This window comes from Streptomyces coryli, assembly GCF_011044975.1.
Taxonomy (GTDB): Bacteria; Actinomycetota; Actinomycetes; order Streptomycetales; family Streptomycetaceae; genus Streptomyces; species Streptomyces coryli.
The window spans coordinates 1-25,871 of the sequence record NZ_JAAKZV010000106.1; the positions used below are offsets into that span (position 1 = coordinate 1).

Genomic DNA, 25,871 nt, shown 5'->3' on the forward strand with positions numbered 1-25,871 from the left:
CACCGCCCCCTCCCTTCCGTAGCCAGCCCTCCCACCGGCACCGGCACGTAGGTGAGACGGCAGCGCGGCCGTCACCATCCGATGCCAAGCCGTCCGTGGCGACAGGGCCGTGGCGCTACGCCGCGCGAGGCGCTTGGATGATCCACATGCAGCCTCTTCCACGATCACAGGCCGGCTGGACCATGGCCGTCTTCGGCGTACTAGCCGCCGTCATGGGGGTGATGGGGCTGATAGCCCCCGACGCCCTGCTCTCCGTCATGGGCTTCACCCCCGCCCCGGACACCGGCCGCGGAGACGGCGACCACACCCCGGTCTTCGTCACCGCCTCCTCCATGGCCGCCCTCAACATGGGCGTCTATTACGTACTGGCCGCCCTCTCCGACTGGCGCCCCTTCTTCCGCTGGACCGTCCCCTTCCGACTGCTGACCTGCACCGTCTTCACACTCGCGGTAATCGGCGATCGCGCCCCAGCCGCACTCATCGGCGTAGCCGCCTGGGAAGGCCTCGGCGCCCTGGCCACCTGGGCAGCCCTGCACCGCGACAAGAGCCGCGCCGAAGCCCCCCACCTCACGCCGGCCTGAATCCCGGAGAAGTATCAGAAGAAGCGCCGCACGAAGACATCCACCTTGCCGTTGCTGTCACCGGACACGACATCATCGGCCGCAGACTCGAAGACCACATCCCGCCCCCCGGCACTGACCGCATCACGCTCGGCCGTCGCGGGCTGCGTCGAGACGACCTCCTCCGTGCCGTTCCGCAGGTCGCGCAGCGTGAGCGGCGCCGGCCCTGAGGTGTCGGACGGCGCGTACAGCAAATACGTGCCGGTCGGATCGATGGCCAACCCCCGCACATTCGGCACCACTTGCTCCATGTCAGAGCTCACGTCATAGACATACGTGTCCGCCCCCGAGCGATAGACGACCTTCCTCCCGTCCTTGCTGAGCTGGACGAGAGACGCCGCCTTGCCCTGGCCCTCGATCGGGTCGGACGTCGTGCCGTCGGTCCGGTTCCACAGCCAGACGTCCTGCTCCTCGCGGTCGTCGTAGGCCACGTATTCGCCGTCGCCGCTGATGGACGGCCGGGCCGGGAGGGTGTGCTCGAACTCGCGGACCGTTTCGTACGTGTTGGCGCGCCAGTCGATCACCTCGATGATCTGCCTGGTCGGCGGTCGGCCATAGGTGCCGACCTGAGCGATGTACCGGGCGTCCCAACTCAGTGACGGCTGGCCGCTACTGAGGCCCGAGTGGTTGATGCCGATCGTGTCTCCGATGCCCGCCCGGGAGAGGAAGACCTTCGTGTCCCGCTGAATCAGGCCCGAGAAGGCTGCGTACTGCCCGTCGCCACTGATCACCGGGGACTGGAGCGAGCCGGCAATCGAGCTCATCGGCCGCGTCTGCCTCGCCCGCTGGTCGCGGACGTAGATCTTCTGCGCCCCGCCCGCATTGCCGGATCCGAGATTCGTCGCCGTCGACGAAAAGACGATGCGGCCGCCGTCGGTGGTGATCGAGGCGCCCGCGGAGTCACCGTCCGCCTGGGTGCCGTCGCTCCCGACGCTGATCCGCTCCACACCGGCTCCGGCCTCGCCCGCTCCGGTGCCAGCCGCCGCGGCCCCGGGCAGCGCTGCCGTGACCGCGCAGGCGGCGATCGCCGCGCTCAGCGCTGCCCGGACACGCCCGGCGGCACGCCGATTCGTCTTTCCCCGCGTTGTTCCCCCGTGCACCCGCATGTTCCCCCCATGTAGAAGACCGCCTCCGGCTCCCCCGCCGGAGGGTCATGAACATGCAAGCGTGAGGTCGCTATGGGGTCAATGCGCCATATGCGGCTGGGTCGATGCGCCACCTGGCGTACCGCGAGACGCGCTCCGGCTCAGCTCACGCCGGACGGAAGACCGGCACCCTGCGCTCCCCGCCGCCCTCGCGGAAGGTCACCCGGAGCGGCATCCCGACCCGCAGGTCCGCCTCGGCGCAGTCCACTACCTCGGTCATCATCCGGGGACCCTCGGCGAGTTCGACCACCGCCGCCGCATACGGAACCCGCTCACCGAACGGCGGCAGGTCATTCATATGCACTACGGACCACGTGTACAGCGACCCCACCCCGCTCGCCTCCTCCCACACCACGTCCTCGCTCCAGCACTGCGGGCAGAACTCGCGCGGGTAGTGGTGCGCGGCCCCGCAACCGTCCGCCCGGCACCGGCGGATCAACAGCCGGCCCTCCGCGGCCGCCTCCCACCACGGCCGGGTGAAGGCATCGAGCTCGGGAACGTCGTATCGCACACTGCTCGCCATGACATCTGACGGTACGTCAGTTAACGGCTTGAGGACAGCCTTCCGCTTGATCTCCGCAAGACGTGAGGCTTGCTCTAGTCTTCGCCGCATGTCCATGACCGGTGATCTCACGCACATCCCCCCGGCGTACGTCATCGGCGCCGGACCAGGCGGCCTCGCCACTGCGGCCGCGCTCAAGGCCCGCGGGGTACGGGCCGTCGTGCTGGAGAAGTCCCCGTCGGTGGCGGCCTCTTGGCGCGGTCACTACGACCGGCTGCGGCTGCACACCACCCGCGCGCTGTCCGGGCTGCCGGGGCTGCCGATCCCGCGCAAGTACGGGCGGTGGGTGGCGCGCGACGACGTGGTGCGGTACCTCGAGGCGTACGCCGAGCACCACCAGCTGGAAATCATCTCCGGCGTCGAGGTCAGCCGCGTCGAGCGGAACGGCGACTCCGGCGAATGGCGGCTGCACGCCACCGGCGGGCGCGAGCTCACCGGCCGCGCGGTGGTCGTCGCCACCGGCTACAACCACACCCCGCACCTGCCGGACTGGCCGGGCCGCGCATCGTACGACGGCGAGCTGCAGCACGCCGCGCACTACCGCAACCCCGGCCCGTACCAAGGCAAGGACGTCCTGGTCGTCGGCACCGGCAACACCGGCACCGAGATAGCCGTCGACCTCGCCGAGGGCGGGGCTTCCCGGGTGCGGATCGCGGTGCGGTCGCTGCCGCACATCCTGCGGCGGACGACGGCGGGCTGGCCCGCGCAGCGCACGGGGATGCTGGTGCGCCGGCTGCCGGTGAAGCTGGTGGACCGGATGGCGGCGAAGACGGCCAAGTGGAGCGTGCCCGACCTCGGCGAGTACGGGCTGCCGTACCCGGCGAGCGGGCTGTACTCGCGGGTGCTGGAGGGGTCGATTCCGGTGCAGGACGTCGGCTTCATCAAGGCCGTGCAGCAGCGGCGGGTGATCGTGGTGCCCGCCGTGCACGGCTTCGAGAAGGGCCGGGTGGTGCTGATGGACGGCACCGAGGTGGAGCCGGACGCGGTGATCGCCGCCACCGGCTACCGGACCGGGCTCGAGGACCTCGTCGGGCATCTGGACGTGCTCGACGAGCACGGGCGGCCCCGCACGCACGGCCCGGAGACGCTGCCGCACGCGCCGGGCCTGTACTTCACCGGCTACACGAACCCGATCAGCGGCATGCTCCGCGAAATCGCCCTGGACGCGGAGAAGATCGCCCGGGCGGCGGCGAAGGCCGTCGGCTGAACAGACCCCCTCACATTCCCCCGATTCCCCTGTAGCGAAGGAGACACGTGTCCAACGACGCGGACATACCGAGATCGTTCTCCCGCCGCGGTGTGCTGAGCGGCGCCGCCGCCGCGGCCGCCGGGCTCGGCCTGGCCACGGCGAGCCCCGCGCGGGCCGTCGAATCCCGCACCGTCGACGTCGCAGTGATCGGCGCCGGACTGGCCGGGCTCACCGCCGCCCGGGACCTGGTCGCGGCGGGCAAGAACGTCGTCGTGCTGGAGGCCCGCGACCGGGTCGGCGGCCGGGTGTACAACGCGCCGCTGCCGAACGGCGGCGTGACGGAGGCGGGCGGCGAGTTCATCGGCCCGACCCAGGACCGGATCAAGGCGCTCGCCGACTCGCTGGGCGTGGCGACCTTCCCGACGTACAACTCCGAGGCCAAGAACCTGCTCTACATGGGCGGCACCGCCACCCCGTACGAGACCGGCGGGCCGCTCGGGCCGCTGCCGCCGATCGACGAGGCCGGGCTGACCGAGCTGGCGACGATGATCGGGACGCTGGACGCGATGGCCGCGACCATCCCGGTCGACGCGCCCTGGACGCATCCGGACGCCGCGCAGCTGGACGCGATCACCTTCGAGCAGTGGCTGCAGGACAAGATCACCACGCCGTCGGCGCGCTTCCTCACCGAGGTGGCCACGGCCTCGGTCTTCTCCGCCGAGCCGGACGAACTGTCCTTCCTCTTCGTCCTCTTCTACATCGCCGCAGCCGGCAACGAGACCACCCCCGGCAGCTTCGGCCGGCTCATCGACACCGGCAACGGCGCGCAGGCGCTGCGCTTCGTCGGCGGCTCCCAGCTGGTGCCGATCAAGCTCGCGCAGAAGCTCGGCAGCCGGGTACTGCTGCGGCGGCCGGTCACCGGCATCAAGCAGACGTCGACGGGCGCGGTCGTCTACGGCAGCACCTTCGCGGTGACCGCGAAGCAGGTCGTCGTGGCGCTGCCGCCGGCGCTGGCGGGGCGGCTCGGCTACGCGCCGCGGCTGCCCGCCGACCGCGACCAGCTGGACGGCAAGATGCCGATGGGCCATGTCGGCAAGGCGATCGCGGTCTACAACAAGCCGTTCTGGCGCGACGCGGGCCTGAACGGCCAGGTGCTGTCGGACGCGGGCGTGGTCCGCTCGACCTTCGACAACTCGCCGCCGGACGCGTCGTACGGCGCCCTGATGGGCTTCATCGAGGCCGACATCATGCGCGAGTACGACACGAAGCCCGCGTCGGAGGTGAAGGCGGCGGTCCTGAAGGACTACGTCACCTACTTCGGCTCGCAGGCCGCGAACCCGACCGGCTTCGTCCTGCAGCGCTGGGACAACGAGCGCTACTCCCGCGGCGGCCCCACCGGCATCGCTCCGCCCGGCGTCCTGACGTCGTACGGCGAGGCGCTGCGCAAGCCGGTCGGCCGCATCCACTGGGCGGGGACGGAGACCTCCGGCTACTGGATCGGCTACATGGACGGTGCGGTCCGCTCGGGCGAGCGGGTGGCGAAGGAGGTTCTGGGGGTGCTGTAACGGGGGCGATTGCAGCCCGACTGCGTCCGCCCACTTCCTGACTAGTTGTCTCGCCAGTAATCTGATGGAGCGTCAGATTACTGGCGGGACACCGACGTCGAGCGGCAGGAGTGGCGGACGATGCTGGGATCCACCCATGGCACCCTCACCACCCACAACCGGGTTGCGGCCTACAGCGCTTCCGACGAGCAGCCGAGACCCGATGGAGACGTCGACGTCAGCGGACAGCCGCTGCAGGCGACGGAAGTGGACCTCGACCGGTTCTTCCGGCCGGAATCCGTGGCCGTCATCGGGGCCTCGGACGCCGAGGGCCGGCCGAACACCGGCATCACCCGGCAGCTCATCGCCTGGGCCGAGCGGGTCGGCGCGCGGCTGCACCCCGTACACCCGAAGCGCAAGACGGTCTTCGGGCTGCCCTGCCACCGGTCGGTGGCCGATCTGCCGGAGCCGGTCGATCTGGCGGTCCTGCTGGTGGCCGACCCGCTGCCGGTCATCGAGGAACTGGCCGCGGCCAAGGTGAAGTTCGCCGTCGCCTTCGCCTCCGGCTTCGCCGAGACCGGTGAGGCGGGCGCGGCGGCGCAGGCCCGGCTGGCCGAGACCGTGCGCGACTCGGGCCTCCGGCTGCTGGGGCCGAACACCAACCTCAACGCCTTCGAGGCCTTCCGCGAGGACCTGGAAGGACCCGCGATCGCGCTGATCACCCAGTCCGGCCACCAGGGCAGGCCGGTCTTCACCCTCCAGGAGCTCGGCATCCGGCTCTCCCACTGGGCGCCCACCGGCAACGAGGCCGACCTGGAAACCGCCGACTTCATCGAGTACTTCGCCCGGCAGCCGGAGGTCGGCTCCATCGCGCTGTACGCCGAGGGCTTCCGCGACGGCCGCAGCTTCCTGCTCGCCGCGGACGCCGCCGCCCGCCGCAAGGTGCCGGTGGTCGCGGTGAAGGTCGGCCGCACCGAGGCCGGCGCCCGCTCGGTCGCCTCCCACACCGGCAAGCTGACCGGCGCGGACGACGTGATGGACGCGGCCATGCGGCAGTACGGCGTGATCCGCGTGGACGGGCTCGACGAGCTGCAGGACACCTCGGCGCTGCTGGCCCGCGCCAAGCCGCCGCAGGCCGCCGGCGTCGTGGTGTATTCGATCTCCGGCGGCACCGGCGCCCACTTCTCCGACCTGGCCACCGCGGCCGGCCTCGAACTCCCTCCCCTCTCCGCCGACAAGCAGGCGGAACTGCACCAGTGGATACCGGACTACCTCGACGTCTCGAACCCCGTCGACTGCGGCGGCCACCCGGTCGGCGACGAGCGCGGCCGGAAGATCATCGACGCGATCCTGGCCGACCCGGCCGTCGGCTGCCTGATCGTGCCGATCACCGGCCCCTTCCCGCCGATGAGCGACCGGCTCGCCGCCGACCTCGCCGCGGCCGCGGAGACGACGGACAAGCTGATCTGCGTGGTGTGGGGGTCCCCGGTCGGCACCGAGGACGCCTATCGCCGTACGCTGCTGGGCTCTTCGCGCCTCGCCACCTTCCGCACCTTCGGCAACTGCATCACGGCCGTCCGCGCCTGGCGGGACCACCATCGCTTCACCTCCCCCTACTTCTCACCCTTCGACGAGGCGCCGCGCACCCCCTCCCCCTCCGCCCGCAAGGCGCGGGCGCTGCTCAAGCCCGGGCAGCAGCTGAGCGAGCACGCGGCGAAGCAGCTGCTGCGGGCGTACGGCATCCGGGTGCCGCGCGAGCAGCTCGTCACCAGCGCCGCCGCGTCCGTACGGGCCGCGGCGCAGGTGGGCTACCCGGTGGTGATGAAGGCCTCGGCGCCGCAACTGGCGCACAAGTCGGAGCTCGGCCTGGTCAAGGTCGGCCTCACCTCGGCCAGTCAGGTCCGCGAGGCCTATCGCGAACTGACGGATATCGCGCGCTTCGAGAACGTCGAGCTCGACGGGGTGCTGGTCTGCCAGATGGTCGAGCGCGGCGTCGAGATGGTCGTCGGCGTCTCCCGCGACGAACTCTTCGGGCCCACGGTCACGGTCGGCCTCGGCGGCGTACTCGTCGAGGTCCTCGACGACGCGGCCGTCGGCATCCCGCCCTTCGGCGAGACCCAGGCCCGCAGAATGCTCGACTCGCTCCGCGGCCGCGCCCTTCTCGACGGCGTCCGCGGCGCCCCGCCCGCCGACACCGAAGCCCTCGTCGAAGTCGTCCTGCGCGTCCAGCGCATGGCCCTCGAACTGGGCGACTCCCTGGCGGAACTCGACATCAACCCCCTGGTCGTCCTGCCCCGCGGGCAGGGCGCGGTCGCCCTCGACGCATTGGCGGTCTGCAGTTGAACTCGCATGTGAACTCCCCCGTTCCTCCCGTGGATTCATTGATACTCCACGCCACTGACAACGGCGTCCTGACGCTCACCCTCAATCGCCCCGACGCGATGAACGCCATCACGCCCGACCAGCGTGAATGGCTGATTCAGCGGCTCGGCGACGCCTCCGCGGACCCGGACGTCAGGGCCGTGGTGCTGACCGCCACCGGCCGCGGCTTCTGCGCCGGCGCGGACCTCCGGAGCGGGAGCAAAGCGGGGACCGCCCCCGAGCGCATCACCGGCGACGTCGCCCGCACCATCCGCACCGGCGCCCAGCGCCTCATCGCCGCCGTCCTCGACTGCGAAAAGCCCGTTCTCGCCGCCGTCAACGGCACCGCCGCCGGACTCGGCGCGCACCTCGCCTTCGCCTGCGACCTGGTCATCGCGGCCGAAGAGGCCAAATTCATCGAGGTGTTCGTACGCCGCGGCCTCGTCCCCGACGCCGGCGGCGCGTATCTGCTTCCCCGCCTCATCGGCCCGCAGCGCGCCAAGGAGCTGATGTTCTTCGGCGACGCGCTCCCCGCCGCCGACGCCGAGCGGCTCGGCCTGGTCAACCGCGTCGTCCCCGCCGCCGACCTCGACAAGACCGCCCGCGAGTGGGCCGAGCGCCTCGCCCAGGGCCCGACCCGCGCCCTCGCCCTCACCAAGCAGCTCGTCAACGACTCCCTCGACACCGGCCGCACCCAGGCCTTCGCCGCCGAAGCCGCCGCTCAAGAGATCAACATGACGACACAGGACGCCCAGGAGGGCGTAGCCGCCTTCGTCAGCCGCCGCGAACCGCAGTACCGCGGTCGCTAGCCGCGGACCGCCGGGCCCCGCTCACTCGCCGCCAGCAGCAGCCGCAGCGAGTCCGCCGACGGCGACCCGGCCTCCGCGGTGTACGTCACCAGCGCCTGGTCCGGGTCGTCGGGCAGCCGCAGCGTCTCGTACGAGAGGGACAGCGGCCCGACCAGCGGATGGTGCAGCGCCTTCGTGCCGTGCGTCTTCTCGCGTACGTCATGCGCCGCCCACAGCTCGGCGAACTCCGGGCTGCGCCGCACCAGCTCGCCGACCAGGCCGCAGCCCGCGGGGTCGTTCGGGTGCGCGCCGGCCTCCATGCGCAGGAAGGCCACGATGTCCGCGGCCTTGCTGCCCCAGTCGTCGTAGAGGTCGCGCATGCCCTCGTCCAGGAAGACCATCCGCGCCCAGTTGCGCTCGGCCACCGGCAGCGAGCCGAAGTCGGTGAAGACGGCGGCCGCGGCGTCGTTCCAGGCCAGCACGTCCAGGCGGCGGCCGATCACGTACGCCGGGACGTCACCGACCGCGTCCAGCAGCCGCTGCAGCCCAGGCCGTACCGTCTGCCGCTCGGCGACGGCGTCGGCGCCCTCCGCGCAGCAGTCGCCGCCCGCCTCCTCGCCTCCGGCGGGCCTGGCCAGGTTGTACAGATGCTGCCGCTCGGTCTCGTTCAGCTTCAGCACCCGGGCGACCGCGTCCAGCACCGCCTCGGAGAAGTGCACGTTACGGCCCTGCTCGAGCCGGATGTAGTGGTCCACGCTGACGCCCGCCAGCATGGCCAGCTCCTCGCGGCGCAGCCCCGGCACCCGGCGCATGCCGCCGTACTCGCCCAGGCCGACGTCGGCCGGCTGGATCCGGGCCCTGCGGGAGCGCAGAAACTCTCCCAGGGTGTCGCTTCGCCTCAATCCCATGTGTTCCAGTATCACCGGACCGCGGCGGCGGCTGCCTGGTCACCGCGTGCCCAGGAACAGGCGGGCTCTCCCACCTGCCCGGATGCTCCTGCATGCTCGGTCGCATGACTGACACGACCCTCAGCCCCACCACCACCCCCGTCACCTCGGTTACCGCGTACGCCGCCCTCGCCGCCAAGGCCCCGCTGGAGCGCACCACCGTGCCGCGCCGCCCGGTCGGCGAGCACGACGTGCTGATCGAGATCAAGTACGCCGGCATCTGCCACTCCGACATCCACCAGGCCCGCGACGAGTGGGGCCCGGGCACGTATCCGATGGTCCCGGGCCACGAGATCGCCGGTGTGGTCACCCAGGTCGGCTCGGGTGTGACGAAGCACACGGTGGGCGACCGGGTCGGCGTCGGCTGCTTCGTGGACTCCTGCCGCGAGTGCGAGCAGTGCGAGGCCGGCCTGGAGCAGTTCTGCCAGAACGGCACCGCCACGTACAACGACCACGGCCGGGACGGCGAGCCCACCTACGGCGGCTACTCCACCCACGTCGTCGTGGACGAGGGCTACGCGCTGCGCATCCCCGAGGGCATCGCCCTGGACGAGGCAGCGCCGCTGCTGTGCGCCGGCATCACCCTTTACTCGCCGCTCGCTTACTGGCAGGCGGGTCCCGGCAAGAAGGTCGCCATCGTCGGCATGGGCGGCCTTGGCCACATGGGCGTGAAGATCGCGCACGCCATGGGCGCCGAGGTCACCGTGCTCTCGCAGTCCCTGCGCAAGCAGGACGACGGCCTGCGGCTCGGCGCGGACCACTTCTACGCCACCTCTGACCCGCAGACCTTCGAGGAGCTGGCGGGCACCTTCGACCTGATCGTGTCCACCGTCTCGGCGCCGCTGGACTTCGCGGCGTACCTGGGGCTGCTGAAGCCGCGCGGCGTCCTGGCGAACGTGGGCGCGCCCGCCGAGCCGATCGAGCTGGCGCTCTTCTCGCTGATCCTCGGCAACAAGACCCTGGCCGGCTCGCAGATCGGCGGCATCGCCGAGACCCAGGAGATGCTGGACTTCTGCGCATCGCACGGCATCGGCGCCGAGATCGAGACGATCCGGGGCGAGCAGATCAACGAGGCGTACGAGCGGGTGCTCGCCAGCGATGTGCGCTACCGCTTCGTGATCGACACGGCGACGCTGTAATCGGCGACACTGTCATCAGCGCCCGCAATCGCCTGTCCCCTGCCCTTCCAATCTGACGATCCATCAGATTCACTGGATCCATGATGGGACACGCGGGCATGGCGGCCGAGGCCGTACGCCACTTGCGTACGGCCCCGGCCGTCGTAGCCACCCCCCGCCCTGAGCTGCGGGCCGTACGCGACGACGAGCGCGCACCGGTCCCGGCCGCCGACATGCGCCGGGTCATGGGCCACTTCGCCACCGGCGTCGCGGTCATCACCACTCAGGACGAGGAAGGACCGGCGGGCTTCGCCTGCCAGTCCGTCGCCTCGCTCTCGCTCGAACCGCCGCTGGTCGTCTTCATGGTCGGCCGTACGTCCACCACCTGGCCGCGGATCGCCCGCGTGGGCACGTTCTGCGTGAACGTCCTCACCGCGGACCAGGGCGAGTTGTGCCGCGGCTTCGCGGTCAGCGGCGGCGACAAGTTCGCGGGCGTCGACTACGAGGCCGCCCCCGCCACCGGCTCCCCGCGCCTGGCGGGGGCGGCGGCCTGGGTCGACTGCCGTATCCAGGCCGTGCATACGGGCGGCGACCACCTCATCGTGGTGGGACGGGTGGAGGCGCTGGACGCCAGGGACGACGACGCGGCGCCGCTGCTCTTCCACCGGGGCGGCTTCGGCGGCTTCAGTCCTGGCGGGTGAGGATGTAGCGGTCGCCCGAGTCCGGGTCGCCGTACCAGTCGTAGAGCGTCGGCTTCTCCTGCGTACCGCCGAAGGTCAGTCCGTACAGATTGCAGGGCACGATGGTCAGCTCGATGCCGTCGCCCTGGAGGGACTTCGACCAGCGGCCCGTGCCGGTGCACTCTTTGGGCTCGTCCGTGATCCGCCCCGGCGGGTGGTCGTCAGTGACGTGCGCCACCGCGGTGCCGTCGGCCGACAGGCGCAGGGTGTCGCCGTGGCCGCCGGTCCAGGTGCCGGCCAGTTCCGTGGCGCTGAGCCTTGGCGCCTCGTACAGCTCGAGCAGGCCCGTCGCGTACGCGGTGATCCCCGTGCCGAGCACCGCCACCCACAGCGCCGCACCCCCGGCGACGGCCGTGCCCACGATGCCCCAGCGGGCGCCGGGGCGCTTCCGGCTCGCCGCGGCCCGCGCGAAGAGCGTGGCCGGGGTCAGGGCGGCAACCAGACCGAGCCAGAGCAGCGGCCCCAGGAGGGCCGGGCCACCGGTCGCCGCCACCGGCACACCGACGGCAAGCGCGACCACGGCGGCCACCGCGGCGATCGCCGCCAGACACCACCACCAGCGGTCCTGCCGGCCGGCCCGGCGCACCGCCCACCGCGCGAACAGGTGCAGCGGAAGCACCACGCCCACCGATCCGACGCAGGCGAGGAAGACCGTGAGGACGACTGCCAGCACGCCGAACACCAGGTAGCCGATCAGCGCGGGGAAGCCGCCCGCTATGAAGATCTCGTCCTGCAGGCTCCACAGGAACAGGCCCGTCGCGGCGGTCACCATTTCGGCGCCGAGCATCAGCGCCCCGGCCAGCCACGCCGCGAAGGCTCCCGGCTGCCGTGGCTGCCGCGGTTGCCACGGCCCCGGAACGTACTGTCCCGATGGCCAGTGCCCCCAGCGCGAAGACGTCGTCTGCGTCATGCGACCCCCCGTTGTCCAGGCACATCATGCACCTGGGTACACGGGCACCAGCCGCGGGGTGGGCTACCTCACGCCACCGCGGGCGCCTGCTTGCCGCGGCGGATCACCAGCGACATCAGCGCCGCCAGCGCGCACAGCCCGCCCGAGGCCAGCCACACGGTGTCGTACGAGCCGGTGACGTCCCGTACGACGCCGCCGATGAAGGCGACCAGGCCCGCGCCCACCTGGTGCGCGCCCAGCACCCAGCCGAAGACGATCGCCGCGTCGTCGCCGTAGTGCTCGCGGCACAGGGCGAGGGTGGGGGGCACGGTGGCGACCCAGTCGAGGCCGTAGAAGACGATGAAGAAGATCATCGGCGGGCGCACCTCGCCGCCCGAGTTGATCAGCAGTAGCGGCAGGAACATCAGCGACAGGCCGCGCAGCGCGTAATAGACGGCGAGCAGCCGGCGGGAGTCGAAGCGGTCGGTGAGCCAGCCGGAGAAGATCGTGCCGATGATGTCGAAGACGCCGACGACGGCCAGCAGCGACGCGGCGGCGGTCGGCGGGATGCCGTGGTCGTGCGCCGAGGGTACGAAGTGGGTGCGGATGATCCCGTTGGTCGAGGCGCCGCAGATGGCGAAGGTGCCGGCGAGCAGCCAGAAGGGGCCCGTCTTCGAGGCGCGCACCAGGGCCGTCACCGCCCGGCGCCCGGCCCCGGTCACCGGCGCCGGCTTGGGGACGAACTCGCCGCCATAGGGGGCGAGTCCGACGTCCGCCGGGTGGTCGCGCAGCAGCAGCCATACGAAGGGGACGACGGCGAGCGCGGAGAGCGCGACCGTCACCGAGGCGGGGCGCCAGCCGTACTCCTCGGTCATCCACGACAGGGTGGGCAGGAAGACGAGCTGGCCGGAGGCCATCGCCGCGGTGAGCACACCGGTGACGAGGCCGCGCCGCTTGACGAACCAGCGGTTGGTGACGGTGGCGGAGAAGGCGAGCGCCATGGAGCCGCTGCCGAGGCCGACGAGGACGCCCCAGTAGAGCATCAGTTGCCAGCTTGCTGTCATCCATACGGACAGCAGCGCTCCGGCCGCGATCATCATCAGCGCCACCGCGACGACCCGGCGGATGCCGAAGCGGTCCATGAGAGCGGCGGCGAAGGGGGCGGTCAGGCCATAGAGGGCGAGGTTGACGGAGACGGCGAGGCCGATGGCGCCGCGCGACCAGCCGAACTCGTCGTGCAAGGGGTTGATCAGCAGACCGGGCAGGGAGGCGAAGGCGGCGGCGCCGATGATCGTCACGAAGGTGACGGCGGCGACGAACCAGGCGCGGTGCACGCGCGCGGGCCGCTTCTGGCGCAGAGGGCCGCCTTCTGGGGTGCTGGGGAGCTGCTCGGTCTGCGTCATGGACATGAGCTTCGCCTGCGCCGGCCGTACGGAGCGAGTGGCCCGTGGGCCAACATATGCAAGGATTGGGCCATGGCAGTTTTCGCGCCCGACGGCCGCCACCGCGTCGCCGTCCTCGTACGACACGGTCTGCTGCCCATGGAGCTGGGCATCGTGCACCGCCTGCTCGGCCGCGCGCGGGCGGCCAGGGGCGAGCTGCTCTACGAGGTGGTGACCTGCAGCACGGCGCCCGGAGTGGTGCGTACGGACGCGGACTTCACCATCAACGTGGACCACGGCCCCGAGGCGCTCGACGAGGCCGACACCGTGATCATCCCCGCCTCGCACGAATCGGACGAGGCCTTCACGGACGGGCGGCTGCCCGACGACCTGGCGGCCGCCCTGTCCCGTATCCGCACCGACGCCCGGATCGCGTCGATCTGCACCGGCGCGTCCGTGCTCGCGGCCGCCGGGCTGCTGGACGGGCGGCGCGCAACGACGCACTGGCGCTATGCGGAGCGTTTCCAGCAGCTGTTTCCCGCGGTGCGCCTCGACCCCGAGGTGCTGTATGTGGACGACGGCCGCATCCTCACCTCGGCCGGCGTCGCCTCCGGTACGGACCTGTGCCTGCACCTGGTCCGCCGCGACCACGGCGCCGCGGTGGCCAACGACGTGGCCCGGCGCACGGTCGTGCCGCCGCACCGGGACGGCGGGCAGGCCCAGTTCATCCGCCGCCCGGTCCCGGAGCCGCAGGTCGCGTCCACCACCCTGGCGCGCGCCTGGGCGCTCGCGCGGCTGCACGAGCCCCTGTCGCTGCGCGACATGGCGACACAGGAGTCGATGTCGGTACGGACCTTCACCCGCCGCTTCCGCGAGGAGGTCGGGATGAGTCCGGGACAGTGGCTGACCCAGCAGCGGGTGGAGCACGCCCGGCATCTGCTGGAGGACACCGACCTGTCGGTGGACCAGGTGGCCCGGGACGCCGGCTTCGGGACGGCGGCCTCGATGCGCCAGCACCTGCAGGCGGCGCTGGGGGTGTCGCCGAGCGCGTACCGGCGCACCTTCAGGACCGGGGTGGCTGCCTAGGGCGTATCGGCGCCCTCAGGGGTGTGCGCGGTGTGCGCGACCGGGCAGCCGCCGGTGAGCTGCCCCAGGAAGGCGTTCGGGTCGTAATAGTGCTCGACCTCGAGCAGCCGCAGGTCGTCGTCGACCTTGGCGACGCTCATCCCGAACATCTCGACGGTCTCCCCATGGGGCGCGAAGCCGTGGTACTCGCCGTCGAAGCCGCCCCAGTGCCGCCACTTGAAGGCGACGAACGGCGGCGGTGAGAGCACTTCGAGCACCTCCCAGAAGAACCCGCCGGGGAACGCCTGGTGGAAGACCTCGTGGGAGGACTCGAAGCTCTCGTCCTTGCGGTAGAAGACGCTGTCGCCGATGAGGATGTTGTAGCTGCCGGTGGCCGCGATGTCGGCGGCGGTGACCCAGGGGCCGCCGTTGACGTTGGTGCGGAAGTGTTCGGTGACCATGGAGACCCAGGTGGCCGGATCCTTCTTGTGGGAGACCTCCATCTCGAAGACCTGGACGATGCTCTCGACGACCGCCTCCAGGGAGCCGGGCTCGAACTCGTGGGTCCGCTGCCGGGGCATCAGCTCGTGCGACTTCTCGTAACCGGGTGCCTCGTCGCGCCAGTCCTCGGGCTCCGCCGCGGCGACTACGGCGTCGCGGCCCTGCAGCCAGATCGGGGTTTCCTGCATCGGACGCCCTCCAGGGGAGACGGTGCGCCCGATAGTTACGCAGTCAACCTTTGGCCACAAGTGCACAAGTGGTTGGCATAGTTGTCCGGCAAGTGGGTCGAATAGTTCCGGACTTGTTCAGAAAGTGAGCACCGCCCGGGCAACCCGTCCGCTTTCGGCCGCCTCGGCCGCCTTCGTGAAGTCCTCGATCGGATAGCTCTCGGTGACCAGCTCGTCCAGAAGGAGGCGTCCGCTGCGGTACAGCTCCGCGTAGAGCGGGATGTCGCGCTGCGGCCTGGAGGATCCGTAACGGCAGCCCAGAATCGACTTGTCGAGGAAGAGCGAGGCCGCCGGGAAGGTGGCTTCCGCCCCGGCCGGGGGCACGCCGAGCAGCACCGCTTGCCCGCTCCAGTCGAGGAGTTCGATGGCGAGCTGGAAGAGCTTGGGTATCCCGACGCACTCGAAGACATGGTCCGCGCCGGCCGGGAGCACCTCCCGTACGGCCGCGGCCGTATCGTCCACCGCCGAGGCATCGACGAAATGCGTAGCGCCGAACTGCCGGGCCACCGCTTCTTTGGCCGGATTTGAATCCACGGCGACCACGGTGGACGCGGCGGCGATACGGGCCCCCTGCAGCACATTGAGGCCGATACCGCCCGCGCCGATCACGACGACGGTGTCGCCGCGCTGCACCTGGGCGCGGTTGAGGACGGCCCCGGCGCCGGTCAGGACGGCGCAGCCGATGAGGGCGGCGGAGGGCAGCGGGATGCTCTTGTCGATCTTCACGGCCTGGGCGGCCTTGACCACGGTGCGTTCGGCGAAGGCGGAGTTGGCGGCGAAGTTCCACAGTTTCTCGCCACCGCGGCTGAAGGGCTGCTCCAGATTGCCGAAGGAGCGGCGGCACATGGTGGGGCGGCCGCGGTGGCACTCGGCGCAGGTGCCGCAGTTGGCGATGGTGGACAGGGCGACGTGATCGCCCGGCGCGACATGGGTGACGCCCGCGCCGACCGCCTCGACGACGCCGGCGCCCTCGTGGCCGAGGACGACCGGGGGCGGGAACGGGATGGTGCCGTCGATCACGGACAGGTCGCTGTGGCAGAGGCCGGCCGCCTTGATGCCGACGAGGACCTCGCCGGGGCCCGGGTCGCGGACCTCCAGGTCGTCGACGATGTGTGGCTGCTTGCCGTCGAAGATGACGCCTCGCATGGTGGTCTCTCCTCTATTCGGGACGGCTGTTCGGGAGGCTGCTCAGGACGGCTGCTCAGGACGGCCAGACGATGGACTGGAGCTCGCTGTACGCGTGCAGGCCGAAGGAGCCGCCGTCGCGGCCGACGCCGGATTCCTTGAACCCGCCGAAGGGCGTCTCGGGGTGGCGCTGCGCGGTGTTGATGCCGACGTTCCCGCTGCGCAGCCGGGCCGCGAAGGCCCAGGCGCGGCCGGCGTCGCTGGAGAAGACGTAGTCGTAGAGGCCGTACGGGGTGCCGGTGGCGATCCGTACCGCCTCGTCCTGGTCGTCGAAGGGGATGACGACGACGACCGGGCCGAAGATCTCCTCCTGCGCGACGGTCATGTCGGGGGTGACGTCGGCGAGCACGGTGGGGGCGGCGTAGAACCCGGGCTTGAGCTCGGGGCGTTCGCCGCCGGCGGCGACGCGGGCGCCCTGCTGCCTGGCGCCTTCGACGTACGCCTCGACGCGGTCGCGCTGGGCGGCGGAGATGAGCGGGCCGACGATCGTGGAGTTATCCACAGGGTTACCGACTGTCAGTGACTGTGCGTAATGTGTGAGTGCGGCGACGGCCTGTTCGTACAGCGATCGGTGTACGAGCATGCGCGTCGGCGCCGTGCAGATCTGTCCGCTGTGGAAGGAGAAGGTCGAACCGACCGCCATGACCGCCGACTTGAAGGTCTTCTCGTCGGCGTCCTCGAGAACGATGGCCGCGCCCTTGCCGCCGAGCTCCATGAGGGTGCGCTTCATCTGCCCGCCCGCGGCTTCGGCGATCTTCTTTCCTACGGCAGTGGAGCCGGTGAAGCTGACCATGTCCGTGTCGTGATGGGCGACGAGCGCCTCGCCCGTGACGGCCGACGAGCCCGTGACGACGTTGTAGACGCCGTCCGGCAGGCCTGCTTCCTTCATGATCGGGCCCAGCTCCAGGCAGCCGAGCGGGTCCTGCGGTGCGGGCTTGGCCACGACGGTGTTGCCCATGGCGAGGGCCGGGGCCACCTTGCCCGCGAGGTTGGCGATGGGGAAGTTGTAGGAGGTGATGCATGCGACGACGCCGATGGGGCGGCGCACGGCCGCCGCGCCGATGAGCCCGCCGGGCGCGAGCGGGCTGGCGGCGACGGGGTGCGGGGCGAGCGGCAGGGTGTCGGGCTCCAGCGCGCCGCGGGCGTAGCGGCGGAAGCGGTCGGCCGCGGTGGGGACCTGCATGGACTGCGCCACGCGCATGGTGGCGCCGGTCTCGGCCTGCACCAACGGCACCAGCTCGGCGGCCCGTTCGGAGATCAGCGCGGATATCCGCTCCAGGACGGCGGCGCGCTCACGCGGGTCCGTACGGGACCAGCCGTCGAAGGCGGCCCTGGCGGCCTCGGCGGCGGCGCCCACTTCGGCGGCGGTGCCCTCCGGGGCGTGGCCGACGATCTCCTCGGTGGCCGGGTTGACGACCTGGTAGTGGCCCTGTTCGGCCTGCTGCCAGCCGCCGTTGATCCAGTGGCCGTATTCCTTGGGCTGCGACGGTTCTGGCATGGTCAGGCTCCCTTCGGCAGGCCGAGGACGCGACCGGCGATGATGCCGCGCTGGATCTCGTTCGAGCCGCCGTAGATGGTGTCGGCGCGGGAGAAGAGGAACGCCCGCTGTGCCGGGTCGAGTTCGTACGGTGCGTCGGCGCTCCAGTCGCCGGGCCCGGTCGCGGCGTCCGCGCCGCGCACGGCCACGGCGAGCTCGCCGAGGCGCTGGTGCCAGCCGGCCCAGAGCAGCTTGGCGACGCTGGGCGCGCCGGGGGTGTCGCCTCCGAGGGTGCGCAGCGCGTTCCAGCGCATGGCCTTCAGCTCGGCCCAGGCGCGTACGAGCCGCTCGCGGATCAGCGGATCCTCGACTGCGCCGGTGGCGCGGGCGGAGGCGATGACGCCCTCCAGCTCCTGGGCGAAGCCGATCTGCTGGGCGAGGGTGGAGACGCCGCGCTCCTCGGCGAGCAGGGTCATGGCGACGCGCCAGCCGTTGCCCTCGCCGCCGACGACGTGGGCCGCGTCGGCGTGCGCGCCGTCGAAGAAGACCTCGTTGAAGTCGGCCTCGCCGGTGAGCTGCCGGATCGGGCGGACCTCGACGCCGGGCTGGTCCATGGGCACGAGCAGGAAGGAGAGACCGCGGTGGCGCTCGGAGCCGGGCTCCGTGCGCGCCAGGACGAAGCACCAGCCGGCCTCATGGGCGAGGGAGGTCCAGATCTTCTGGCCGGTGATGCGCCAGCTTCCGTCGTCCTCCCGCACCGCGCTGGTACGGATCCCGGCCAGATCCGACCCGGCATCCGGCTCGCTGTACCCCTGGCACCAGAGCTCCTCGCCGCGCGCGACCGGCGGCAGGAAGCGCTGCTTCTGCTCTTCGGTGCCGTGCGCGATGAGGGTGGGGGCGAGGAGGTTCTCGCCGATGTGCCCCATGCGGCCCGGGGCGTCCGAGCGGGCGTACTCCTCGGCCCAGGCGACCTGCTGCGTGAGGGTGGCGGTGCGATTGCCGTAGCCGCCGTCCTTCCAGCCGAGGCCGATCCACCCGGCCGCGCCGAGCCGGCGCTCCCACGCCGGCCGCTCCGGCACGCCCGCGCGCAGCTCACCGGCCAGCCACTCCCGCACCTCCGCCCGGAAGGCGTCGTCCTCGGGCCCGAAGCTGAAGTCCACAGCCGCCGCCTCTACTTGTTCGGCCGGTCGCCGGACGCCGCCGCGCGCGCCATCTCCTGCAGCCGGGCCAGCATCGGCATCTCGTCGGTGCCCACCGTCCCGGGCAGGAAGTCCGCTATGGACTCCGGCGTCCAGCCGCCGTCGGTCGCGTACGCCGCCCGCAGCTCACGCGGCTGCGCCCACACGGCGATCTTCGGCCCGGCCACCGTGTACACCTGCCCGGTGACCTCCCGGGCCCGGTCCGACAGCAGATAGACGACCAGCGGCGCCACATCCTCCGGCTCACCGATCTCCGCCAGCTCCATCGGCACCCCGGCCGACATCCGCGTACGGGCCACCGGCGCCACGCAGTTGGCGGTGACGCCGTACTTGTTGAGGCCCAGCGCCGCGCTCCGTGTCAGGGAGATCACGCCGCCTTTCGCCGCCGAGTAGTTGGACTGCGAGACGCTGCCCTGGTGGTTGCCGCTCGTAAAGCCGATCAGCGTGCCCGACTTCTGCTTGCGCATCACCGCGGAGGCCGCCCGGAAGAGCGTGAAGGTGCCCTTCAAATGCGTGGCGAGGACCGGATCCCACTCCTCCTCCGACATGTTGAAGAGCATCCGCTCGCGCAGAATGCCCGCCACACACACCACACCGTCGATACGCCCGAAGCCCTCGACCGCGGCATCCACCACCCGCTGCCCGCCGGCCATGGTCGAGACATCCTCCGCGACCGAGACCGCCTCACCCCCCGAAGCCTCGATCTCCTTGACCACTTGATCCGCGACTTCGCTGCTCGGTTCGCTGCCATCCACCGAGACCCCGTAGTCGGCCACGACCACCTTCGCCCCCTCCGCGGCGCAGGCGAGCGCGACCGCGCGCCCGATCCCCCGTCCCGCTCCGGTGACCGCGATGACCTTGCCGCTCAGGAAGTCCCCCATGCCGGGCCCCTTTCCAGAATCTGACGGACCGTTAGATTCTAGGGACGACGCACCGGGAGGACCAGAGACGGGAGACCACCGGATGCCATTGCCACCGGAGTTCCACGACATCGCCAAGCGCGTGAACAACTGGGGCCGCTGGGGAGACGCCGACGAGGCCGGCACCCTCAACCTCATCACCGACGACGTAGTACGCGCGGCCGCCGCAACCATCCAGTCGGGCCGCCGCGTCCCCCTCGCCCTCCCCCTCAAACAGGACGGCGTGCAGACCGGCACCATCCCGGGCCGGGTGAACCCGCTGCACACCATGACCTTCATCAACCTGGAGATGTTCGGCCCCGACACGGTCGCCACCAGCGACGACGCCGTCACCCTCGGCCTGCAGGCCGGCACCCACTGGGACGCCCTCGCGCACGTCTCGCACTCCGGCACCCTCTACAACGGCCGCCCCGCTGCCTCCATCACCCCGCACACCCGCGCCGCCCACGGCGGCATCGACCGCGTCGGCCCGCTGGTCAGCCGCGGCGTCCTCCTCGACATCGCCCGCGCTCACGGCACCGAGCGTCTCTCCGACGGCCACGCCATCACCCCCGACGACCTCGAACGGGCCGAGGAGCAGCAAGGCGTCCGCGTCCAGGCCGGCGACATCGTCCTGGTCCGTACGGGCTGGATCCAGCACTACCTCGCAGGCGACCGCGGCTCGTACGGCAACATGCCCGCGCCCGGCCTCTCCCTCCACACCCCGGAGTTCTTCCACGCCCGCGATGCCGCCGCCGTCGCCACCGACACCCTGGGCCTGGAGGTCCTGCCGCCCGAGATCGACAGCCTCTGGCTGCCCGTACACGCCCTGCACCTCGTCGAAATGGGCCTGCTGCAGGGCCAGAACTGGAACCTGGAGGGCCTCTCCGAAGCCTGCGCCGCCGAGGGCCGCTACGCGTTCTTCCTCACGGCCACCCCCGAGCCCTTCACGGGCGGTACGGGCGCACCGGTGGCGCCGGTGGCGGTGCTGTGAGGGCGCCGGTGGCGTCTGTGCGACAGTCGGTGCCGGTGCCGGTGCCGGTGCCGTAAGTCTGCGGGTGGCGGTGCGCACATGCTCGCCCCGAGCGCGGCACCGCGCCACCGCCACCCATCACGACCCACACTCGCCAAGCGCCCAAGCCACGCGCGAGCCTCGCGCGCCGCAGCCCTCAGCGTCCCCTCACAACGGAATCGCTGAGGACAAGAGTGATCAATCCGCCCAACCCGCGTCAACACCTGACCGGGTGTCAGACCAGACCTTCAGGATTACGTCCCCGTGGACACGGCGCGCGTATGTTCATGCGCGCCCGCGAGCACCGGCGGACCCGAGCCCGCCTCCGTGCAGTCCACCTCGCACCAGATCCGCTTGCCCGCGCCCTCGCGCTGCCAGCCCCACCGGTCCGCGAGGCCGTCGACGAGATCGAGCCCGCGGCCGTGCGTCTCCATGCCGGCCGCATGCCGCGGCTGCGGGGCCCGGGCGCTGGTGTCCACGACCTCGACCCGCACCGTGCCCGCGCCGGTGCCCTGCCGTCCCGGCAACTCCGGCAGATGGAGCCGCAGCTCGGCGGAGCAGCCGGTGTGCACCACCGCGTTCGTGACCAGCTCGGAGATGATGAGGATCAGCACCTCCGCGCACGGCTCGTCATCGGCGAGCCCGCCCCAGGCCAGCCGGGCCCGCGCCCATCGTCTGGCGCGTCCCACCTCCACTGGGTCGGGACGCACCACGAGCTGGACCTGTAGCTCCTGCACCGCTCACACCACCCGGACCGGCGTCGCCTGGCATCGGTTGAGACATCGGTTGAAACGGGGGGTCACGCTCCGTGACCCCGGTGAGATACAGCATGATTGACGTAGCGTCACTACTACAAGCGCTTCGGGCATATTCCAGCGCCATGGGGCAGGCGTGTTGCATACTGTGCGGCGCCCACCCCGAGCCCCGCGCTCCCGGTGGCCGTGCCCAGCCCGGGGGCCGGGGACATCCCCGGTGACCACCCGTTCCGAGCCGCTGACCACGCGCACGGCACGGAGCCTAGCGGAGAGCGGCGGCAGCTGCGGTGAGTGACGGCCGACTAGTGCCGAGCGCGCCCGGATATCGACTCTGTGTGATGAATGAGCGAACGCCAGAACGCTCTCCTGAACACACAAAATCACCGAACGTGCTTACAGCGCCGCTGCCAGCTCCTCCTCCGCCACCCCCGCCCGCTGCCACTGCTCGGCCCGCAGCCACGCCCGCTTGAGATGCAGATGCACATCCGCCTCCCAGGTGAACCCCATCCCCCCGTGCACCTGCAGGCAGTCCCGCATCCCGGCCACCGCCGCCTCGTCGGCGAGCAGCTTGGCGGCCGCGATCTCGCCCGGATCCCCGGTCACCGCCGCCGCGTACACGGCGGCGCGGGCCGGCTCGGCCCGTACCAGAAGCCGCGCGCACAGGTGCTGCACCGCCTGGAAGGAGCCGATCGGGCGGCCGAACTGCTCGCGCTCCTTTGCATACGCCACCGCCGCGTCCATCGCCCACCCGGCGGTGCCGAGCTGCAGCGCGGCGGTGAGCAGCGCGGCCTCGTGCACGGCGCGCGGCCCCGCGGTGCCCGCGGAGCGGTGCAGCGGGGTGAGCGGGTCGACGGAGCGTACGGGCTCGGCCGCCGCGCGGACCGGCTCGGCCGGGAGCAGACCGTCCCCGGCGAGTACGTAGTCCGCGTCCGCCAAGTGGTCGACCAGACCGCCCTCTTCCCATACGGCGGTCACTACGGATCCGGGCTCGGCGCGGGCGCCGGCGAGGTGTGTGGCCACCAGCGGGCCCGGTACGAGCGCCCGCCCGGCCTCCTCGAAAACAAGCACGGCCTCCGGCAGTCCGAGGCCGACCCCGCCGTCGGCCTCCGGCACCCGGAGGGTGAAGAGGCCGGCCTCGCCGAGCTCCCGCCAGAGCTCCCGGTCGAGGCCGTCGGCGTCCGCGGCCGCGCGCAGCGCCTCGCGCCCGAAGCGGCCGTCCAGCAGTTCCCGCATGCCCTGCCGTAGTGCCCGCTGGTCGTCCGTGAGCCGGAAGTCCACGTCACTCACCGCCCCTTCGGCAGGCCGAGTATGCGCTCGGCGATGATGCCGAGCTGGATCTGGGTGGTGCCCGCGGCGATCGTGTACGAGAGGGACGACAGCCGGTCGGCCGTCCACTCCTGGTCCCAGTCCAGGGCGTCCGGGCCCAGGACGGCGGCCGCCGCCTCGTACAGCTCCTGTCGCGCCTGTGAATAGCGCAGCTTGAAGACGGAGCCGCCGGGGCCTGGCGCCCCTTGGCTCACATTCCACTGCACCAGCCGCCACAGCGCGCCGAACTCCCCGGACAGCCGCCCGAGCCGCCGCCGCAGCACCGGGTCGTCCCAGCGGCCGTTGGCCCGTGCTGCGGCGGCCAGTTCGCGCAGGGTGCGACGGCAGGCCACGACCTCGCCGGCGAAGGCGGTGCCGCGCTCGAAGGAGAGGGTGACCATGGAGACGCGCCAGCCGTCGTTCTCCTCGCCGAGCCGGTTCTCGACCGGCACCCGCACCTCGTCGAGGAAGACCTCCGCGAACTCCGTCGACCCGGCGAGGGTGCGCAGCGGCCGTACGGTCACGCCCGGCGCGTCCATCGGCATCGCCAGCCAGGTGATGCCGCGGTGCTTCTTCGCCTCGGGGTCGGTACGGACCAGCAGCTCGCACCAGTCGGCGGCCTCGGCGTGCGAGGTCCAGATCTTGGAGCCGCTGATCACATACTCGTCGCCGTCCCGTACCGCCCGGGTCCGCAGCGAGGCGAGGTCGGAGCCCGCGTCCGGCTCGCTGAAGCCCTGGCACCACACCTCGTCGCCGCGCAGGATCGGGTGCAGCCAGCGGCGCCGCTGCTCCGGAGTGCCCTCGGCGGCGATGGTCGGCCCGGCGTGCAGCAGCCCGACGAAGCCGGCGCCGACGTACGGGGCGCCGGCCGCCTCGGTCTCCTCGAGATAGATGAGGTGCTCGATCGGCGTCGCGCCCCGGCCCCCGGCATCCTCGGGCCACTGCAGCCCGGCGTATCCGGCGTCGTACAGCATCCGCTGCCAGCCACAGTCGTACGCCCGCCGCCCGGGCCAGTCATTCGGGTCGGGCTTGGGCGGCAGCTTGGGCAGCACGTCGGCGAGCCAGGCGCGCAACTCGGCCCTGAACGCCGCCTCCTGCGGCGTGTCCGTGAGCTCCATCAGCGAGCTCGGTCTTTGTCGAAGTCCAGCTCGAGCAGACGAATGGCGTTGCCGCGCATCAGCTTGTAGACGACCTCGTCGTCGATGCCCTTCATGTGCTCGAGGGCGACCTGCTTGGTCTCCGGGAAGGTGGAGTCGACGTGCGGATAGTCGGTCTCGAAGCAGGCGTTGTCGCGGCCGATCACGTCGAGGGCGGCGTCCGTGACGCCGTGCATGTCGCGGAAGAAGCAGGCCCAGATCTGCCGGTAGTAGTACGTGGACGGCGGCTCCGGGATCAGGTCCCGCACCCCGCCCCAGGCGCGGTGCTCGCGCCAGACGTCGTCGGCGCGCTCGAGGGCGTACGGAATCCAGCCCATCTGGCCCTCGCTGTAGGCGAGCTTCAGCCGCGGGAACTTCACCAGCACGCCGCTGAAGAGGAAGTCCATCATCGAGGCCATGGCGTTGTTGAAGCTGAGCGAGGCCTGCACGGCGGGCGGCGCGTCGGGGGAGGCGGCGGGCATCTGCGAGCTGGAGCCGATGTGCATGTGCACCCCGGTGCCGGTCTCCTCGCAGGCGGCGAAGAACGGGTCCCAGTAGCCGGAGTGGATCGACGGCAGCCCGAGATGGGTCGGGATCTCGGAGAAGGTGACGGCCCGTACGCCCCGGGCGGCATTCCGCTTGATCTCCGCGACCGCCAGCTCCACGTCCCACAGCGGGATGATGCACAGCGGGATCAGCCGGCCGCCGCTGTCGCCGCACCACTCCTCGACCATGAAGTCGTTGTACGCGCGCACGCAGGCGAGCGCGACCTCCTTGTCCTTCCGCTCGGCGAAGGTCTGCCCGCAGAAGCGCGGGAAGGTGGGGAAGCAGAGGGAGGCCTCGACATGGTTGAGATCCATGTCCTTGAGGCGTTCCTTGGGGTCGTGGCAACCGGGGCGCATCTCGGCGCGGGTGATGCCCTCGAGCGTCATGTCGTCGCGGTCGAAGCCGACCGCGGCGATGTTCCGCTTGTACGGGAACTTCAGGTCCTCGTAGATCCACCAGTCGGTGGGCGGGCCTTCGGGGTCCATGGTGATCTGGTACTTCCCGGCTACGTACTCCAGCTCCCCGATCCCGGCGGTCAATGGCTTCGGCCCGCGGTCCTGGTACTTCTTGGGCAGCCAGCGCTCGAAGAGGTGCGCGGGCTCGATCACATGGTCGTCGACGCTGATGATCCTCGGCAGCTCCACAGTGCCCTCCTCGATGGCTTCCGACGGGCTTCTGACGCACCGTCAGATACGATGTCTGGTCCGAGGCTAGACCGCACCCCCTGGACCCACAAGGCGCGCAGCCTTACGCTTCGGCCGTAATCTGACGTCCCGTCAGCTACCCGCCTAGGGGGCGACCATGCCGAGCACCGCCCGTGAACTCGCCGAAGACCTCCAGCAGGCGCCCACCCTCTGGTCGCTGCTGGACCGCCGCACCGAACTCACCCCCGACGCCCCGGTGCTGATCCAGGCCGAGGACGGCCGGCAGCTGACCTTCGCGGAGCTGCGGGCGGCGGCCGAGCGCACGGCGGCCGGGCTGTACGAGCAGGGCGTACGGGCGGGCACCCGCTTCGTCTGGCAGCTGCCCACCCGGATCGAGACGGCGGTGCTCACCTTCGCGCTGGCGCGGCTGGGGGCGGTGCAGAGCCCGGTGATGCCCATGTACCGCGACCGGGAGGTGGGTTACGCGCTGCGCGAGACCGGCGCGGAGTGGCTGGCGATACCGGGGCGGGAGTGGCGCGGCTACGACTACGGGGCGCTGGCGGAGCGGGTGACGGAGGGGCTGGGGTCCGCGGGCTCCCCGGCCTCACCCTCCTCCCCGCACGCCCGCCCAAGGG

Annotated in this window: 24 protein-coding genes; 10 read left to right on the forward strand and 14 right to left on the reverse strand. The window is 71.5% G+C overall.

Features of this window, described 5'->3' with window-relative positions:
- The first annotated feature begins 146 nt into the window (after nucleotides 1-146).
- Nucleotides 147-581 (forward strand): hypothetical protein, encoded by a 435-nt coding sequence (locus G5C51_RS22585; protein ID WP_165239988.1) that lies wholly within the window; start codon nucleotides 147-149, stop codon nucleotides 579-581.
- Between the two features lie 14 nt (nucleotides 582-595).
- Here the strand turns inward: G5C51_RS22585 and G5C51_RS22590 are convergent, their stop codons facing one another.
- A complete protein-coding gene (locus G5C51_RS22590) occupies nucleotides 596-1,567 on the reverse strand; it encodes a TolB-like translocation protein (RefSeq protein WP_338118261.1) in 972 nt (323 codons plus the stop codon).
- 304 nt (nucleotides 1,568-1,871) lie between these two features.
- The gene (locus G5C51_RS22595; protein ID WP_206314204.1) at nucleotides 1,872-2,288 is read right to left on the reverse strand and encodes a Zn-ribbon domain-containing OB-fold protein; all 417 of its coding nucleotides are present in this window, start codon (nucleotides 2,286-2,288) and stop codon (nucleotides 1,872-1,874) included.
- Nucleotides 2,289-2,376: 88 nt separating this feature from the next.
- Here G5C51_RS22595 and G5C51_RS22600 point away from each other — a divergent pair, with 88 nt between their 5' ends.
- The 4 genes from G5C51_RS22600 to G5C51_RS22615 all read left to right on the forward strand — a co-directional run bounded on the left by G5C51_RS22600 (nucleotide 2,377) and on the right by G5C51_RS22615 (nucleotide 8,230).
- On the forward strand, nucleotides 2,377-3,534 hold the full coding sequence (locus G5C51_RS22600) for a flavin-containing monooxygenase (protein ID WP_165239990.1): 1,158 nt from the start codon (nucleotides 2,377-2,379) through the stop codon (nucleotides 3,532-3,534).
- 47 nt (nucleotides 3,535-3,581) lie between these two features.
- On the forward strand, nucleotides 3,582-5,081 hold the full coding sequence (locus G5C51_RS22605; protein ID WP_338118262.1) for a flavin monoamine oxidase family protein: 1,500 nt from the start codon (nucleotides 3,582-3,584) through the stop codon (nucleotides 5,079-5,081).
- 120 nt (nucleotides 5,082-5,201) lie between these two features.
- Entirely contained in the window at nucleotides 5,202-7,403 is a 2,202-nt protein-coding gene (locus tag G5C51_RS22610) for an acetate--CoA ligase family protein (RefSeq protein ID WP_165239991.1), read from the forward strand.
- A gap of 38 nt (nucleotides 7,404-7,441) precedes the next feature.
- The gene (locus G5C51_RS22615; RefSeq protein WP_165240009.1) at nucleotides 7,442-8,230 is read left to right on the forward strand and encodes an enoyl-CoA hydratase/isomerase family protein; all 789 of its coding nucleotides are present in this window, start codon (nucleotides 7,442-7,444) and stop codon (nucleotides 8,228-8,230) included.
- Here G5C51_RS22615 and G5C51_RS22620 read toward each other — a convergent pair.
- A complete protein-coding gene (locus G5C51_RS22620) occupies nucleotides 8,227-9,117 on the reverse strand; it encodes a helix-turn-helix transcriptional regulator (RefSeq protein ID WP_165239992.1) in 891 nt (296 codons plus the stop codon). The genes G5C51_RS22615 and G5C51_RS22620 overlap by 4 nt on opposite strands.
- Nucleotides 9,118-9,221: 104 nt before the next feature.
- Here G5C51_RS22620 and G5C51_RS22625 point away from each other — a divergent pair, with 104 nt between their 5' ends.
- Nucleotides 9,222-10,295, forward strand: a complete 1,074-nt coding sequence (locus G5C51_RS22625) for an NAD(P)-dependent alcohol dehydrogenase (RefSeq protein ID WP_165239993.1) — start codon at nucleotides 9,222-9,224, stop codon at nucleotides 10,293-10,295.
- Nucleotides 10,296-10,375: 80 nt separating this feature from the next.
- Nucleotides 10,376-10,975, forward strand: coding sequence for a flavin reductase family protein (locus tag G5C51_RS22630; protein WP_165239994.1), 600 nt, complete (start codon nucleotides 10,376-10,378; stop codon nucleotides 10,973-10,975).
- Here the strand turns inward: G5C51_RS22630 and G5C51_RS22635 are convergent.
- The gene (locus tag G5C51_RS22635) at nucleotides 10,959-11,801 is read right to left on the reverse strand and encodes a hypothetical protein (protein ID WP_165239995.1); all 843 of its coding nucleotides are present in this window, start codon (nucleotides 11,799-11,801) and stop codon (nucleotides 10,959-10,961) included. The two genes, G5C51_RS22630 and G5C51_RS22635, sit on opposite strands and share 17 nt — an antisense overlap.
- 191 nt (nucleotides 11,802-11,992) lie before the next feature.
- Entirely contained in the window at nucleotides 11,993-13,306 is a 1,314-nt protein-coding gene (locus G5C51_RS22640) for an MFS transporter (protein ID WP_165239996.1), read from the reverse strand.
- Nucleotides 13,307-13,378: 72 nt separating this feature from the next.
- Here G5C51_RS22640 and G5C51_RS22645 point away from each other — a divergent pair, with 72 nt between their 5' ends.
- Nucleotides 13,379-14,371 (forward strand): GlxA family transcriptional regulator, encoded by a 993-nt coding sequence (locus G5C51_RS22645; protein WP_165239997.1) that lies wholly within the window; start codon nucleotides 13,379-13,381, stop codon nucleotides 14,369-14,371.
- Here the strand turns inward: G5C51_RS22645 and G5C51_RS22650 are convergent.
- The 5 genes from G5C51_RS22650 to G5C51_RS22670 all read right to left on the reverse strand — a co-directional run bounded on the left by G5C51_RS22650 (nucleotide 14,368) and on the right by G5C51_RS22670 (nucleotide 19,820).
- Nucleotides 14,368-15,039, reverse strand: a complete 672-nt coding sequence (locus G5C51_RS22650) for a SnoaL-like polyketide cyclase (protein ID WP_165239998.1) — start codon at nucleotides 15,037-15,039, stop codon at nucleotides 14,368-14,370. The two genes, G5C51_RS22645 and G5C51_RS22650, sit on opposite strands and share 4 nt — an antisense overlap.
- 117 nt (nucleotides 15,040-15,156) lie before the next feature.
- A complete protein-coding gene (locus G5C51_RS22655; protein ID WP_165239999.1) occupies nucleotides 15,157-16,224 on the reverse strand; it encodes a Zn-dependent alcohol dehydrogenase in 1,068 nt (355 codons plus the stop codon).
- 55 nt (nucleotides 16,225-16,279) lie between these two features.
- Complete coding sequence (locus G5C51_RS22660; RefSeq protein ID WP_165240000.1) at nucleotides 16,280-17,761, reverse strand: aldehyde dehydrogenase family protein; 1,482 nt, start codon at nucleotides 17,759-17,761, stop codon at nucleotides 16,280-16,282.
- 2 nt (nucleotides 17,762-17,763) lie between these two features.
- Nucleotides 17,764-18,900, reverse strand: coding sequence for an acyl-CoA dehydrogenase family protein (locus tag G5C51_RS22665; protein WP_165240001.1), 1,137 nt, complete (start codon nucleotides 18,898-18,900; stop codon nucleotides 17,764-17,766).
- A gap of 11 nt (nucleotides 18,901-18,911) precedes the next feature.
- Nucleotides 18,912-19,820, reverse strand: a complete 909-nt coding sequence (locus G5C51_RS22670) for an SDR family oxidoreductase (RefSeq protein ID WP_165240002.1) — start codon at nucleotides 19,818-19,820, stop codon at nucleotides 18,912-18,914.
- A gap of 82 nt (nucleotides 19,821-19,902) precedes the next feature.
- Here G5C51_RS22670 and G5C51_RS22675 point away from each other — a divergent pair, with 82 nt between their 5' ends.
- On the forward strand, nucleotides 19,903-20,832 hold the full coding sequence (locus G5C51_RS22675) for a cyclase family protein (protein WP_165240003.1): 930 nt from the start codon (nucleotides 19,903-19,905) through the stop codon (nucleotides 20,830-20,832).
- A 272-nt stretch (nucleotides 20,833-21,104) separates the two neighbouring features.
- Here the strand turns inward: G5C51_RS22675 and G5C51_RS22680 are convergent, their stop codons facing one another.
- The 4 genes from G5C51_RS22680 to G5C51_RS22695 form a co-directional block, all read right to left on the reverse strand.
- Nucleotides 21,105-21,587 carry an ATP-binding protein gene (locus tag G5C51_RS22680; RefSeq protein ID WP_338118263.1) on the reverse strand — a complete coding sequence of 161 codons (483 nt, stop codon included), beginning with the start codon at nucleotides 21,585-21,587 and terminating at the stop codon, nucleotides 21,105-21,107.
- A 411-nt stretch (nucleotides 21,588-21,998) separates the two neighbouring features.
- On the reverse strand, nucleotides 21,999-22,883 hold the full coding sequence (locus G5C51_RS22685; protein WP_165240010.1) for an acyl-CoA dehydrogenase family protein: 885 nt from the start codon (nucleotides 22,881-22,883) through the stop codon (nucleotides 21,999-22,001).
- Between the two features lie 5 nt (nucleotides 22,884-22,888).
- Nucleotides 22,889-24,028, reverse strand: coding sequence for an acyl-CoA dehydrogenase family protein (locus G5C51_RS22690; protein WP_165240004.1), 1,140 nt, complete (start codon nucleotides 24,026-24,028; stop codon nucleotides 22,889-22,891).
- Nucleotides 24,028-25,236, reverse strand: a complete 1,209-nt coding sequence (locus tag G5C51_RS22695; protein ID WP_165240005.1) for an amidohydrolase family protein — start codon at nucleotides 25,234-25,236, stop codon at nucleotides 24,028-24,030. The genes G5C51_RS22690 and G5C51_RS22695 overlap by 1 nt, the downstream gene beginning before the upstream one ends.
- A 157-nt stretch (nucleotides 25,237-25,393) precedes the next feature.
- Here G5C51_RS22695 and G5C51_RS22700 point away from each other — a divergent pair.
- Nucleotides 25,394-25,871, forward strand: a 478-nt coding sequence (locus G5C51_RS22700) for an AMP-binding protein (RefSeq protein ID WP_165240006.1), incomplete at its 3' end; no start/stop codon positions are given.

Bases quoted from the DNA above. Each gene is read 5' to 3' on its own strand.
- G5C51_RS22600 (WP_165239990.1), top strand. From the start codon at position 2,377: ATGTCCATGACCGGTGATCTCACGCACATCCCCCCGGCGTACGTCATC.
- G5C51_RS22595 (WP_206314204.1), bottom strand. From the start codon at position 2,288: ATGGCGAGCAGTGTGCGATACGACGTTCCCGAGCTCGATGCCTTCACC.
- G5C51_RS22630 (WP_165239994.1), top strand. From the start codon at position 10,376: ATGATGGGACACGCGGGCATGGCGGCCGAGGCCGTACGCCACTTGCGT.
- G5C51_RS22690 (WP_165240004.1), bottom strand. From the start codon at position 24,028: ATGGAGCTCACGGACACGCCGCAGGAGGCGGCGTTCAGGGCCGAGTTG.
- G5C51_RS22610 (WP_165239991.1), top strand. From the start codon at position 5,202: ATGCTGGGATCCACCCATGGCACCCTCACCACCCACAACCGGGTTGCG.
- G5C51_RS22655 (WP_165239999.1), bottom strand. From the start codon at position 16,224: ATGCGAGGCGTCATCTTCGACGGCAAGCAGCCACACATCGTCGACGAC.
- G5C51_RS22660 (WP_165240000.1), bottom strand. From the start codon at position 17,761: ATGCCAGAACCGTCGCAGCCCAAGGAATACGGCCACTGGATCAACGGC.
- G5C51_RS22625 (WP_165239993.1), top strand. From the start codon at position 9,222: ATGACTGACACGACCCTCAGCCCCACCACCACCCCCGTCACCTCGGTT.
- G5C51_RS22635 (WP_165239995.1), bottom strand. From the start codon at position 11,801: ATGCTCGGCGCCGAAATGGTGACCGCCGCGACGGGCCTGTTCCTGTGG.
- G5C51_RS22620 (WP_165239992.1), bottom strand. From the start codon at position 9,117: ATGGGATTGAGGCGAAGCGACACCCTGGGAGAGTTTCTGCGCTCCCGC.
- G5C51_RS22645 (WP_165239997.1), top strand. From the start codon at position 13,379: ATGGCAGTTTTCGCGCCCGACGGCCGCCACCGCGTCGCCGTCCTCGTA.
- G5C51_RS22585 (WP_165239988.1), top strand. From the start codon at position 147: ATGCAGCCTCTTCCACGATCACAGGCCGGCTGGACCATGGCCGTCTTC.
- G5C51_RS22675 (WP_165240003.1), top strand. From the start codon at position 19,903: ATGCCATTGCCACCGGAGTTCCACGACATCGCCAAGCGCGTGAACAAC.
- G5C51_RS22640 (WP_165239996.1), bottom strand. From the start codon at position 13,306: ATGACGCAGACCGAGCAGCTCCCCAGCACCCCAGAAGGCGGCCCTCTG.
- G5C51_RS22670 (WP_165240002.1), bottom strand. From the start codon at position 19,820: ATGGGGGACTTCCTGAGCGGCAAGGTCATCGCGGTCACCGGAGCGGGA.
- G5C51_RS22650 (WP_165239998.1), bottom strand. From the start codon at position 15,039: ATGCAGGAAACCCCGATCTGGCTGCAGGGCCGCGACGCCGTAGTCGCC.